Raw genomic sequence first — 12890 nt, forward strand, 5'->3', positions numbered from 1 at the left:
CGCATGAACTCGACACGGCAGCCGCGGAAGAAGGCCGTCGACGCCAACGGAGACGAGAAGGGCCGGAGCAGCACGCGCCGCGATCTCGTGGAGAGTCAGATCATCGCCGAGGCGACCCGGCTGTTCGCCGAGCGGGGCTTCTCCGGCACGAGCCTGAAGGACATCGCGGACGCGACCGGCCTGACCCGGCCGGCGCTCTACCACTACGTCAAGAACAAGGACGAGATCCTCGCCAAGCTGGTCAGCGAGCTCGCCGAGGGCCCTGCCCGGGCGCTGCGCGCGATCCGGGAGCGGACCGGACTGGGCGCCGCGGACAAGCTCCGGCAGATCGCGCACGCCATCGCGCTGCAGCAGGCGAGTGACCCGGCGAAGTTCCAGCTGCTGATCCGCTCCGAGGCGGACCTGCCGGACGAGCTCGTCGGGCCGTACGACCGCAGCCGCCGCGAGGTCCTCAACGAGATCGTCGCGGTGATCGAGTCCGGCGTCGAGTCCGGGGAGTTCCGGCCGGTCGACGCCCGGATCGCCGCGCTGGCGGTCATCGGCCAGTGCAACTGGGTCGCGTGGTGGCATCACCCTGGTACGCCGGAGCAGAACAGCCGGGTCGCCGACACGATCGCCGACCTGGCGGTTGCCTCCGTGCTGTCCGCCGGCGATGCCGATCCGGGGATCGATGCCCGGACACGAGCGCTGCAACGACTCAAGCAGGACGTCGCCCACCTCGAGCAGCTCCTCGCCGCCGACGAGTGACCCCGGTCAGGTGCGGGCGGCCAGCCAGGGCGCGATCTTCTCCGCGGCCAACGCCGTACCTGTCGGATCGCCGGGAGCGATCGGCCCGCCGAAGTGCGTCCCGGCGACGGCATCGACGGTGAGGTCGGAGGCGCCGAGGGCATCGGCCATCCGGGCGATGTCGGCCGGGTACGACGCTTGGTCGCCGGTGAACTCCAGGAGCAGCGTCGGTACGGTCACGCCCGGCGCGCAGCGGACGAAGTCGGCGTTGGTCGACGGGCCGGACCAGGTCGAGAGCCAAGCCTCCGCGGTCGACAACCGGCCGAAGCCGACGAGGCCGTAGTTCGTCAGATCGGGACGGCGACCGAACAACGATCCGTACGGGCGCTCGTTCGGATCCAGTGACAGATCGACGGTGCGCAGGTCGGCGTCGGTCCGGAAGACCGTCATGATCCGCGGTGCGAGCGCACGACGCCGGTCGGCCGAGTTGCCGGTCGCTTTGAACGCACTGTTGGCCGTCTGGGCCTCTGTCACGTCACCGCGGGCTCTTGCGTCGAGACGCCGTACCCGGGCTTCCTGAGCGGCTCGGTAGCGAGCGATGAAGCCGGGCTCGTAGCGGCTCGAGGCCGGAGCCGGAACGAAACCGTTGGCCGGGTTGAACGGGTCGAGCTCGGGGTCGACCGACAGCGGATCGGACTCGTCGGCGACCGACGGGTCGATCACGCGGAGCAGCAGCGCTCCTTGGCCGGGATGCGGCGCCAGGAAGATGCAACCGTCGGGCAGCGGCATCGAGGTCTCCGCGAGGTGCACCGGCCGGCCGGACGGCGTTGCCGTCAGCCGCTCCGCCGGTGGCAGACCGGCCTGCTGACAGTAGAAGGCGGCGAGCGTACCGCCGCCGGAATGACCGAGCGAGTGGACCGTGCCGAAGCCGAAGTCGCGGAGGAAGGTGTGGCCGGCGGCGAAGTCGATGATCGCCTGCTCGTGCAGCAGATTGAGGTCGTTGTTCGGCGAACGTGAGCCCTGCGTCCAGACCGCGTGCCCCATGCCCAGGAGGTAGGGAACGAGCGCGTGGTGCGTGACGTCCTGCCGTGGATGCATGATCGTGATGGCGGTCCGGGCGCCGCGCGGCACGCGGAGAACGCCGACGATCTTGGCTCCGTCGCTCGTGGTCAGCTCGTGCACGCTCGTCTCGACACCGTCCGGCTCGTCGATGCCCGGTGCGTAGCGCCCCGAGCCGAGCCGCGTCGCCGTCATCTCGGCTCCACGCGCAACGCGTCCTTGTCCCACTGGACGATGCGACCTCCGTCCAGGCCGGCAATACAGCTGTACCAGACCGCGTGCCGGCATCCGGTCGCGCGGCGGTCGACGACGATCGCCTGGTCCGAGGCGATGACGAAGTACGGCCCGAGCTTGTCGACCACGACACCGTTCGCCTGCCCGGCGACCTTGGCGACCGACGTGTTCTCGGGTACGTCGAGCACGAAGAGTCTGGTCATGCCGGCTGCCAGGACGGTGCGCGCTCGACGATCAGCTCGGCCTTGCGGGTCAGCAGATCGTCCATCGTGTGTCCGTCGCGCCGGACGATGTCGACGAGTGCGTCGATGGTGAGGTTGGCGTCCAGGTCCTCCTGCGGGGTGACCGGTCGCAACGCCCGGGTGACCTCGATCATGTAGCCGTTCGGGTCGTGGGTGTAGATCGACTCGATCGTCTCGTGCTGGATCTGCATCTCGACCGGCCACTCGCTCTGGTCGAGACGGCGGCGGTACTCCAGCAGCGCGTCCTCGGAGTCGACATGGATCGCGAGATGACGCGACCTGACGAACCACTCGGGGGTGGTCTCCGCGAACCGCGCGTACACATCGCCTTTCTCCTCGGTCGTCGGCTTCGGCAGGCCGAAGTAGTAGAAGAACGCGATCCGGTCGTCGTTGCCGATGTCGAAGAAGAAGTGGATGAAGTCCGGGTGGTCGTCCGGACCCCACCCGGCGGCGCAGATCGAATGCACGACCGGGAAGCCCAGAACGTCACGGTAGAACCGGATCGTCCCGGCCGGGTCGAAGGTCGGGAAGGCGGCGTGGTCGACACCGCGGGCCAGATGGCGGCCGGCCAGGTCGTTCATCGAGGTGCTCCTCCTGATCGCTGGTAGGTGTCGCGCAGCAACAACGACCCGGCGCCCGGCAGCGCGAGCGGCAGACCCACCGCCTGGAGAATGCTGTAGGCACCGGCGGTCGCCGCCGAGAGCACGGGCAGACCGAACTCTTGCTCGGCTAGGTCGATGATTGGCAGCGACGGCATCTGGACACAGGCCGAGATCACCAGCGCATCGGCGCGACTCAAGTCGAGCGACCGAGCAGCCGCCATCACTCGATCGCCCGGGATGCAGCCGACCTCGCGGTTGTCCTCGACCTCGAGGGCTCGCCAGTCCACCACCTCGAAGCCCTCGGCCTCGAGATAGCCGACAACCCGCTCGGCCAGCGGTTTGAGGTACGGCGTCACGATCGCGATCCGCTGCGCCGGGACAGCCCGGAGGGCCTCCACGAGAGCGCCGGCGCTCGACCGGACCAGCGTCCTGGACCCGCCGGTCGCGAGCTGCTCGGCGATCAGCCCTTCGACCCGCTGATGCTCGCCGGGACCGACCGCCATCAACGCGACCAGGCACGCGTACAACAGCACATCCGGATCCGCGTCCCCGAGCTCCATCACGCAACGCTCACGCTGCGCGTTCATCGCCATCAGCTGCTCGGGCGACACCTTGGCCATCCGCATCCGGCTGCCATGAAAGGAGAACGCCGCCCCCGGATGCCGCCCCAACAGAGCCGGCAACTCGGTCTCGACGGTCACATTGGAACTGGGCACCACCAGCCCGACCCGAACCTGATCCATACCTCCATGATTCGACGCCTCCGACAAAAAGTCAACGCTACCGTCAAATCTGCGACGCAGGCCACGCCCGACCTCAGCGGCCGGCTGGGTTTGGTGACTGCGACTCGGCCCACGCCACCGTCGCGGGATGTCCGAAGAAGCCAGGTAGTCCACCGGAGTGCAGGAAGACGATCCGATGGCCCGGGCGCAATGCTCCCGCGCCTACCGCCGCGATCAATCCCGCCATCGCACGCCCGGTGTAGATCGGGTCGAGGATGATGCCGGCGGTGCGGGCGGTCAGGGCGAGCGCAGACTTCACCGGCTCCGTCAGCGTGCTGTAGCCCGCTCCGATCTGGTTTCTGTCCAGTCGCAACGAGTCAGGGGTGACAGGCTCGTCGGAGAGCCCGGAGACGAGGTTGGCGATGGTCGTTGCCGGATCCGCGATGGCACCGCAGTCGACACCGAGAACGCGACAAGGTCCGAGGGCCGCGACCAAGCCTGCCATCGTGCCGCCCGAACCGACTGCGCAGACGACGGTGCCCAGATCCGGCGCCTGCTCCAGCAGCTCCTTCGCGCACTCGACATAGCCTCGCGCGCCGGTCACGCTCGTACCACCGAACGGGATGACGACCGGAACAGCGCCCCGGCGTCGCATGGCGTCGGCGACGCTCTCAGCGGCGATGGCCAGCTCTTCGTCCCCGGCGTCCCCGGCCCAGACGATCCTCGCGCCGAACAGACCATCCAGCGCGAGGTTGCCCGAGGCCGAGGATCCAGCCGTGCCCGCCAGCACCAGCACGACCTCAAGACCGAGCCGCGCCCCCGCGGCGGCAGTCAGGCGAGCGTGGTTGCTCTGCGCAGCGCCGGTGGTGATCAGTACCGTGGCGCCCTCGGCCAGCGCGGCACCACAGCTCCACTCGAGCTTACGCAGCTTGTTGCCCCCACCCCCGACACCCGTCAGATCATCCCGCTTGACCCAAAGATCCCCTGCCCGAAGCCCAAGCTCCTCCGCCAACCGAGGCAAGGCCTCCAACGGCGTCGGCCAGCTCCCCAGCGACACCCGCGGACTCGACTCCACATCATCAGTCACAGGTACTCCTCACTGGGCCGGCACGGGCCAGCTCTCATGATGCCCTGCCCGAAACTACTGGAGCATCTTGTGGATGCCTTCGATCGTTTGCATGACGGGCACGGATGCTTGTCCCAGCTCTTTGACAGAGCTCGCAATACTCGAGATCAGCGTCTTGATCCGGTTCTTGTTGACCTGGGGCTTGGAGGTCTCCTCCGAGACGACCTGAGCCAGCTCGAGACTGTCCTCGACGGCCAGGCCGTCCTGGCGGAGAACGGTCAGCTGCTCCAGCAAGGCCTTCGCCAGCCCCGGAAGATCCACCGTGGCGCTGTTGTACTGATTTCCGATCTGCGAACCTTCGACGTGAGCATTGTTGCCGAACACCCCGGCAACGGTCGAGTTCTCGAATTTCCAGCTCTGGTCAGTCACGTGGACCGTTCCTCCAGTTTCAACACGGATAATGTATTTTGCGGGCCCGTCGTCATATTGTTGTCCGGCCGCTGCCGGCGCCGGGATGTAGGCCGCCTCCTTGATCAGTCTCCGGAGACTGGAATTCACCTTGGAGAACGCTTGTTCCATGGAGGCGATGTCTCCCTCCGTGAAGGAGCGGCGTGCCGTCGCGACCTGCCCGAGGATGTCGCCCTGGGGCATGCTCCGGAAATCCGACCGCAGCAGCCGCTTCGCGCGCGAATACAAGTAGTCGGTCAGCTCCGGAGATTCGTGCGGAAGAATGCGGCCGCTGATGCAGGCCCGGAGGATCGCGGCGAAGGCCTCGTACTCGCAGTGCAGTCGCATCGCGTGCTTCCTGGCGTCGCGAACCAACCAGACAGCGGTGCCCGCCTCCTGCTCCAGGACCCACAGTGCCGTTCCCGTCCCCTCCCGCCAATGCCACTGATGTTCGATGGCCAATTCGTGCACCGTATCGACGCCCGCCCTGCCCCGCGAAGCCGTCCCTCTCTCGATGAGCGTGAGGGGCGCCCCTGGGAGCACCAGCCCGGCGCGGTGTCCGTCGCCGAGGCTGAGAGCCGTCGTCGAACGCGCATAGAGGAGAGCGATGGCCGGACCGGCCTGATGCAGCTTCCGGACTTTCTCTCTCCCGACGCTGACCTCGATCTGCCCGATCGCGTCGGCCACCGCGAGGTAGTCCGTCGTGTCACGGGCGCGAAAACCCAACTCGATCCGGCCGACGACGCCGTCGGTGATCAGCCGCTTGTACAGCGGGTGCAGGTGGAAGGCGGTCGACCGCTTGGGCGACTCGCCGAAGGTGATCGCCTTCGCGGCGCTGCAGTAGTGCTCTTCACCGGCCCACCCGAGCAGACTTCCCCGTGGATCCTTCCTGACCACACCGAAGCGGCGGACGAACTCATGACCGGCGATCGGCACCGGCCACTGCGGCTTCGTCAGTCGCTGGGTGGACGGATCGTGCACGAAGGAACGAAGATCCACGAACGGAATCTGAGCCATGAGATACAAACGCTCTGCCCCTAGGGAGTAAATAGTCCCCCACTCCCGAATCAGTGGGGGACAAAGCCGCGGTTGGAGCTTTTATTGCATTTGCGGGTCACCAATCCCGCCAACCGGCTCATTTCGATCTTATCCAGCATCGGCTCGAGCCCTGGTGAATTGTTTATCCTTATGGATCAGCTTAGACCCAAACATACCTAGATTGGGTGTTCATGCAGTGATCTGATTTCTTTCGTCATAAACGCCTCCCTTCCATTTTGTCGGCGGACGATCTCGGCGTCGTCCTGGCATTGCATGTACAGCGCCCGCGGCAAGCAGACCCAACAGCGGCGAGCAGAAGCGCCCGGTGCGTCGGCTGCTCATCCGCTGCCAGCAGTCTCCCACCGGCCAAACACCTCTGACAACGGTCGCGACGGGGCGCAGCCCAGGTCGGCACTTCTGATCTCGGCTGTTGTGCGCCGCCACGGACTCGAACCCCGAAGCCGGCTCAGTTCGAGGGACGGTCCCATTCAGGGCAAGTCGGAGTGTTCGGGGGAGACGATTGATGGGGGTGCCTGAGCGAGCGCGGTTGGCATGTCATCGAGGGTGAGCTCGACAAGCTCATGGCAGTCTGTTTGTGCGCACTCGCAATCGAATGTGGCGAGCGTGCGGTGTCTTTCGGTTGTGTGGTCGGCGAGTTGGCGATTGCTTGTGCGAATCAGGGACTGCCGGTCTTCGGTGGTGCGGGCTGCAGGGCAGGATTCCAGGATCGTGCCGAAGCTCTGCTCGACCGCCTTGAGTGTTTGCTCGACAGATTGACCGTCGACCACGATGACGCTTGCGGTGGTGCCCTCTAGCTGGCTCTGCACCAGCTCCCAGCCCCAGACGAGATCCTTGTGCGCACCACCTGGATGCCTGCGTTCCAGTCGTGCGAGCTGTTCCTCTCGGGAAGGCATCAGCCAGACCGCGTTCCCGGCGACCCCGACCATCTCGGGGGTGACGAATGCGCCTTCGACGACAACCGATGTGTCTACGGGCAGGGACTGGATGTCTTCCATGATCATCGGCCTGCGATCGAAGTCTCCTGGACCGGTGCCCAGGACATGAAGGCCGGCCGCGGCTGCACGCTTCTCGTGGGCGAATGCATAGGCATCGACGCTGTACCAAAGGAATCCGTGCTTTCGCGCGAGTCGGCGGCTCACCGTGGTCTTGCCCGCTGCCGCCGGACCGCCCACCCAGAAGACACGCGCGTGCTCGTGGTCCGGTTCTTCGCTCACATGACCAGAGTCTAACCTTCGGCGCTTCTCGTCCGAATGAGTGTGGAACCGCTTCTGTTGCGGGGGACGTAGTGGGAGTCATTCGGGAACGAGAGGAGGACAGACATGCAGATCACGATTACCAAGGTCGAGCGCATCGAGGCGACGGACCGGCACATGAACGAGATCGAGGGCCACATGTGATCGAGGCCGGCCGGGTGGGCGATCGGCCCGCCCGGCCTGCCCGCAGCGCCTCACCCGGCCTGCCCGTAGAGAAAGGAAAACCGTGGTCACCGCAGATACCGTGAGACCGCGCCTCAAGTCGGTCACTGTCAACCGGTCCGGTGCGCAGGTGGTCATCGAGCGCGGCGCCTTGGAGCGTCTCCACCTGGAGGACGACAGCGGGGCGCTCGTTGCGTTGCTGTCTCTCCTCACGACAGGCCAGTACGAGCCGCCCGCGCTGTCCGCCGTACTGACGCAGCAGGGGTTCCCGGTGACGACGGAGGAAGTCGGCCGGGTGCTGGCCGAACTCGACGGGCTCGGACTCCTCGAGCAGGCCGACGCCGAGTTGACCCTCCAGCCGGAGGTCCTCGAACGGCATCGGAGCAACCTGTACTTCTACGACCTGTTCTCCAACCTCGGACGGTCGAGCGTCGACCTGCTGCAGGCCGCGAACCGGGGACACGTGCTCATCCTCGGCGTCGGTGGCATGGGTTCCGGCGTACTCCAGTCGCTGGCCGGACTGGCCGTGCGCAAGGTGACGATCGTCGATTGCGACGTTGTCGAGAGCAAGAATCTGGCACGGCAGTTCCTCTACGGGCCGGACAGCATCGGTCAGCGCAAAGTGGATTGTGCGGCGCGGTGGATGCGCTCGTACGCACCCGACACCGAGGTCGTCGCGGTACACCAGCGGATCACCGACGCGGCATCGATCGTCGCACTGGCCGGCGACGCCGACGTGGTGGTGTCGGCCATCGACTCGCCCGAGGGCGTTCAACTCATCGTGAACGAGGCGTGTTTCAAGCTCGGCGTTCCGTACGTCGTCGCCGGACTCCGCTACTCGACACTGTCGTACCGGTCGGTGCACCCGGGTGTCAGCCCGTGCCGCCGCTGCCTCGATCTCCACCACCGCGACCAGGAATCCGCTCTACCCGACGTACTGCGCACCGATCCGATCATCGAGCCGCCGGCCGTGAACCGTGCGACCGGTCCAGTGGTGCAGCTCGCTGCCGGGTTCGTGTCTCTCGAGGTCATGCGCTACCTGACCGCTATCGAGCCGCCGGTGTCGGCCGCGACGTACCAGGTCCTGGAGCTGGCCGGCGGTATGCAGACCCGGCAGGCGTCCTGGCAATACCACCCCGAGTGTGAGCTGTGTCCACCGAAGCGATGACCGAGCGATTCCGCGACCTCACGCTGGTCGCGGACGGCGACGGATACATCCTCGGTAGTCGGCACGCGGCGGACTACGTGGCGGTGCCGCCAGTCGGCGGTTTGGTCGTGCAGTGGTTGCAGGATGGCTATGACATCGACGAGTGCGCCCGGCGCGCCGAAGAGCACGCGGGCGAGGCGGTGGACGTCGCTGGGTTCGTGGCCGGATTGGAGGCGGCCGGCCTGCTGATCTCTCCCGGGACAGACTCTGCGCCCGACCTCGAGCGACCGCCGCGTGGCCGGCGCCTGGGGCAAATCCTCTTCGGCCGGGTCGGCGTGACAGTACAGGCGACGCTGGCCGCGGTCGGAGCTGTGCTGTTGCTGACTCGACCAGAGCTACGACCGGTGTACGCCGATGCGGTGGTCACGTCGATTCCCTTGGTGAGCATCCTCATCACGAGCGTGATTGCGACCGCGTTGACGATGGTGCACGAGTTCGCGCATCTACTCGCCGCCGCAGCGCGCGGAGTGCCGGCGTCGATCTCGATGGGCCGCCGGCTGTGGAGCCTGGTCTTCCAGACCGACCTGAGCCGGATGTGGATGATTCCGCGACGGCAGCGGGTCCTTCCGCTCGCCGCGGGCTTGCTCGTCGATGTCGCGGTCATGGGTGTCCTGCTCGCACTACTGGCCTGGCCCCTGCGCGACACCGACCCGTTGCTCGAGGCGATGCTGCGCGCGGCTGTCCTCAACCGGTTCGGCAGCCTGGTCTTCCAGTTCGAGGTCTTCATGAGGACGGACCTCTACGCGATCTTCGTCGTGGTCACCGGGTGCCGGAACCTGTGGACCACGAAGGGCGCGGTGGCGCGCCGGCTGATCGGCCGGGCCACGCCGGACGACCTCGCCCATCTGGACGCGGTCGGCCGCCGCGAGGCCCGCTGGGGCACCGCTTACCTGCTGTTGTACGTCCCCGGCGTGATCTGGGGGACCTGGTACTACGTCAAGTTCGCACTGCCCGCGATCTGGCTGATCCTGCGCATGTCGGCAGACGCCGTCGTACAGCACGGCCTACTCAGCCCGCTCGGCCTGGCCGGCGTGGTGAGCGCCCTCCTCTCCGCAGTTCCCAACGTGCTGATGATGTACGGCGCCGTCCGCAGCGCCGCACGCGTCCTCCGCACAACCATCACCGCAGCCCGGACCTCGGGCCGGTGAATCGCGACGGGTCAGTGCTGGTGGCCGAGTTGGGCTCTGATCTCACCGCCAGGGAAAGCTCCGCTGTGGACGTTGACGTAGGTGGTGCCGTTCCGGAGTGCCTTCACGAAGTCGGCGAACTGGCCGGCGGTCAGGCTCTGGGCGGCCGGGCCGATCACGTCGGCCGGCCTGATCGTGCCCGTCACGGTCGCCGGTGCCGCCGGGCACAGTTGGGTGCCGGCGGGGCCGTTGCCCAGGTTGGTGCACAGGAACACACTGATGCCGCCACTCTGGGCCTTCCCACCGAAGTGAATGTGGGCCTGCTGGACCGGGCCTTCCAGCTGGGTGTAGCTGAGCCGATAGGTGATCTCTTGCCGCCGTTCATCGATCCGGGCCTGGAACTGACCCGAGCCGTTCGTCGAGATCGGCGCCGGGTCCTCCTCGAACCCGGTCAGTTGCTCGCGGACGGTGGTCGGCACGCTGCCCGAGTCGTCCCGGCCCGCCGTCGCGACACTGCCGGACGCGGTCACCGCCATTCCGATCCCGATGACCACTGCCAGGAAACGTCCTCTCGACACCATCTCTGTCCCCTCCTCGGCCGGACCGGAGCATCGTTGATGTGATCCTCGTCACACAGAAGTCGGTTGGCAAGGCTTCGCGCCCCGGGCCTGCCTAGCCGGCCGTCCCGGGAGCGTGAGCTGCCGGCGGCGCGCAGTACGGTCGAAGGAGGGAACTCTCGAGAGGACCACCGCGATGAGCATCGACCGGGGACTGCTGGCGACGTTGGAGGCCAAGCCGGGCAAGGAGGAGGAACTGCGCGCGTTCCTCGAGAAGGGGCGGGAGCTGGCGGCCGCCGAGGCGGGGACCGTCACCTGGTACGCGTTCCGGCTCGGGCCGGCGACGTTCGGGATCTTCGACACGTTCGCCGACGAGGACGGCCGGCAGGCTCACCTCAACGGCGAGATCCCGGCCGCCCTCGGACAGGTCGGTCCCGACCTACTGGCCGCCGACCCGGACATCCGCACGATCGACGTCATCGCGGTCAAGTAGCTGAGGGCGGGGGAACGCCGCGAGTGTCACGAGCAGTCCCAGGCCGGCCGCCGCGAGTACGGCCCAGTACGCGCGGTGGAACGCGTCGACGTCCAGACCGCGGGACGCGAGCACCGTGGCGACGACGGCGACGCTGACGCCTCCGCCGACCTCGCGCATTGTCTCGACGAGCCCGCCGGCCAGCCCGGCCATGTCGTGGCGCACTCCGGTGAGAGCGCTGATCTGGATGGCCGGCGCGGCCAGGCCTCCGGCGAACCCGGTCAGCAACAACATCGGCATCAGGCCGCTCGCGTAGTGCGGATGTGCGGCGACCTGGGTCAGCAGGTACGCGGCGACGGCGAGCCCCCCGAAGCCCACGGCGATCAGGCGCCGCGGTCCGACGATTCCCACGAGTTTCGCGCCGCTCGTCGCCGCGGTCACGAAGGACGTGACGGTGGTCGCGAGCCAGGCCAGACCTGTGCGCGTGGGCGAGTAGCCGAGCGCCTGCTGCATGAACAGCGACCCCAGGAAGATGGATGCGAAGATCGCGCCGAACAAGAGGAATGCGGCGAGGTTCGCAGCAACCAGCGACCGGTTCCGTATCGCTGCCGCCGGTACCAGCGGCGCGGACGATCGGGTCTCGATGACCAGGAACACGGCGAACGCCGCGGCCGATCCGGCGAGCAGTGTCAGGGTGCCGGCCGATCCCCACCCGTGGACGCTCGACCGGCTCACGGCGTACACGAGCAACAGCAGACCGCCGGTCGCCGTGACCGCACCGCCGAGGTCGAAGCGCTGCCGCGCTGCGCGCCCGGGAGCTTGGCCAGGAAGCGTCAGTACGGCGAGCGCGATCAGCCCCACCCCCACCGGCGCGTTGATGAAGAAGATCCACCGCCAGCCCGGACCGGCGGTGAGCAGACCACTTGCGAGTACGCCGATCGACGCCGAGATGCCCGTGGTGGCGCCGAAGACGCCGAGCGCCCGGTTGCGTTGGGTGCCTTCGGCGAAGGTCACCGCGAGGATCGCCAACGCTGCCGGCGGGATCATCGCAGCCCCCAGACCCTCCAGTGCCCGCGCGGCAACGAGTACTCCGAACGAGCCGGCGAATCCCGCGAGGACCGAGGCCGTGGTGAAGACCGCCAGCCCGGCGAGCAGGGTACGGCGCCGTCCCCACAAGTCGGCGATTCTGCCGCCGAGCAACAGGAAACCGCCGAGCATCAGCCCGTACGCCGTGACGATCCACTGCACCGAGTCCTGCGTGATGTGCAGGTCCCGCTGGATCGTCGGCAGCGCGACGTTCACGATCGCCACATCGAGCACGACCATGAACTGCGCAAGGCAGCACAGCAGCAGAACAAGTCCGGATCTGGGCCGCATCAGGCGCTCCGCTCGTACGTCAGCTGGACGAGGCCCTCGCCCACGGTCGCGACACCGGACAGCCGGAACGCGCGGGGAACTGTGAGGTCGCTGAACACCCGTCCGCCCGAGCCCACGATGTGCGGGAAGACGATCAGCCGCACCTCGTCGATGAGGTCGTTCTCGGCGAGCGTGCGGACGAGCTCGTAGCTGGCATAGACCACGATGTCGCCGTCGACCCGCTGCCGCAGGCTCGCGATCTCAGCGGCGATGTCACCGGAGAGGACGGTGGTCGGGCCCCAGTCCGTCCGGCCGGCAGTGGAACGGACGACGTACTTGGGGAGCCGGTCCAGCGCGGCTGCCCACTCGCCCGGACGTCCCACCCACCGCTGCGCGAACCATTCATAGCTGCGGCCACCGATCAGCAGCGCAGCCGTGTTGAGTGCCTCCTCGAACTCCACCTTGGCCCAGGCGTCGCGGTCGCCGTCGGGGATCCGGGTGAACCAGCCGCCGAACTCGAAACCCTCCTCGCCGGTCGGGTCCTGGCTGATCCCGTCCAGCGTGGCGTTGGTGCTGACTACGATGCGTCCCATCGAACT

14 protein-coding genes are annotated in these 12890 nt (G+C 67.5%); 4 read left to right on the forward strand and 10 right to left on the reverse strand.

The annotated features are described in order from the left end of the window. Positions 1-3: 3 nt before the first annotated feature. The gene (locus ACZ6O0_RS36300) at positions 4-747 is read left to right on the forward strand and encodes a TetR/AcrR family transcriptional regulator (protein WP_465769576.1); all 744 of its coding nucleotides are present in this window, start codon (positions 4-6) and stop codon (positions 745-747) included. A gap of 6 nt (positions 748-753) precedes the next feature. On the opposite strand, the gene ACZ6O0_RS36305 is transcribed toward ACZ6O0_RS36300, so the two are convergent. From ACZ6O0_RS36305 to ACZ6O0_RS36335, 7 genes are all read right to left on the reverse strand, one after another. Further along, positions 754-1980: an alpha/beta fold hydrolase gene (locus ACZ6O0_RS36305; protein ID WP_465769577.1), complete on the reverse strand. Its 1227-nt coding sequence runs from the start codon at positions 1978-1980 to the stop codon at positions 754-756. Next, entirely contained in the window at positions 1977-2222 is a 246-nt protein-coding gene (locus tag ACZ6O0_RS36310; RefSeq protein ID WP_465769578.1) for a hypothetical protein, read from the reverse strand. The genes ACZ6O0_RS36305 and ACZ6O0_RS36310 overlap by 4 nt, the downstream gene beginning before the upstream one ends. Next, positions 2219-2842, reverse strand: a complete 624-nt coding sequence (locus ACZ6O0_RS36315; protein ID WP_465769579.1) for a VOC family protein — start codon at positions 2840-2842, stop codon at positions 2219-2221. Before ACZ6O0_RS36315 ends, ACZ6O0_RS36310 begins: the two co-directional genes overlap by 4 nt. Next, positions 2839-3606 carry a maleate cis-trans isomerase family protein gene (locus ACZ6O0_RS36320; protein WP_465769580.1) on the reverse strand — a complete coding sequence of 256 codons (768 nt, stop codon included), beginning with the start codon at positions 3604-3606 and terminating at the stop codon, positions 2839-2841. The genes ACZ6O0_RS36315 and ACZ6O0_RS36320 overlap by 4 nt, the downstream gene beginning before the upstream one ends. 73 nt (positions 3607-3679) lie before the next feature. After that, positions 3680-4672 (reverse strand): D-cysteine desulfhydrase family protein, encoded by a 993-nt coding sequence (locus ACZ6O0_RS36325; RefSeq protein ID WP_465769581.1) that lies wholly within the window; start codon positions 4670-4672, stop codon positions 3680-3682. A 54-nt stretch (positions 4673-4726) separates the two neighbouring features. Continuing rightward, positions 4727-6097 carry a hypothetical protein gene (locus ACZ6O0_RS36330; protein WP_465769582.1) on the reverse strand — a complete coding sequence of 457 codons (1371 nt, stop codon included), beginning with the start codon at positions 6095-6097 and terminating at the stop codon, positions 4727-4729. A gap of 527 nt (positions 6098-6624) precedes the next feature. Continuing rightward, entirely contained in the window at positions 6625-7371 is a 747-nt protein-coding gene (locus tag ACZ6O0_RS36335) for a P-loop nucleotide/nucleoside kinase family protein (RefSeq protein ID WP_465769583.1), read from the reverse strand. Between the two features lie 283 nt (positions 7372-7654). Here ACZ6O0_RS36335 and ACZ6O0_RS36340 point away from each other — a divergent pair, with 283 nt between their 5' ends. Further along, positions 7655-8740 carry a HesA/MoeB/ThiF family protein gene (locus tag ACZ6O0_RS36340; protein WP_465769584.1) on the forward strand — a complete coding sequence of 362 codons (1086 nt, stop codon included), beginning with the start codon at positions 7655-7657 and terminating at the stop codon, positions 8738-8740. After that, the gene (locus ACZ6O0_RS36345; protein WP_465769585.1) at positions 8737-9927 is read left to right on the forward strand and encodes a hypothetical protein; all 1191 of its coding nucleotides are present in this window, start codon (positions 8737-8739) and stop codon (positions 9925-9927) included. Before ACZ6O0_RS36340 ends, ACZ6O0_RS36345 begins: the two co-directional genes overlap by 4 nt. Positions 9928-9938: 11 nt before the next feature. Here the strand turns inward: ACZ6O0_RS36345 and ACZ6O0_RS36350 are convergent, their stop codons facing one another. After that, positions 9939-10487 (reverse strand): CHRD domain-containing protein, encoded by a 549-nt coding sequence (locus ACZ6O0_RS36350; RefSeq protein ID WP_465769586.1) that lies wholly within the window; start codon positions 10485-10487, stop codon positions 9939-9941. Between the two features lie 172 nt (positions 10488-10659). Between ACZ6O0_RS36350 and ACZ6O0_RS36355 the strand changes: the two genes are divergently transcribed. Then, a complete protein-coding gene (locus tag ACZ6O0_RS36355; protein WP_465769587.1) occupies positions 10660-10956 on the forward strand; it encodes a putative quinol monooxygenase in 297 nt (98 codons plus the stop codon). On the opposite strand, the gene ACZ6O0_RS36360 is transcribed toward ACZ6O0_RS36355, so the two are convergent. Further along, positions 10903-12312: an MFS transporter gene (locus ACZ6O0_RS36360; RefSeq protein ID WP_465769588.1), complete on the reverse strand. Its 1410-nt coding sequence runs from the start codon at positions 12310-12312 to the stop codon at positions 10903-10905. The genes ACZ6O0_RS36355 and ACZ6O0_RS36360 overlap by 54 nt on opposite strands. Next, on the reverse strand, positions 12312-12884 hold the full coding sequence (locus tag ACZ6O0_RS36365) for a dihydrofolate reductase family protein (RefSeq protein WP_465769589.1): 573 nt from the start codon (positions 12882-12884) through the stop codon (positions 12312-12314). Before ACZ6O0_RS36365 ends, ACZ6O0_RS36360 begins: the two co-directional genes overlap by 1 nt. Positions 12885-12890 lie beyond the last annotated feature (6 nt).

The sequence above is a fragment of the Kribbella sp. NPDC048837 genome (assembly GCF_055586945.1).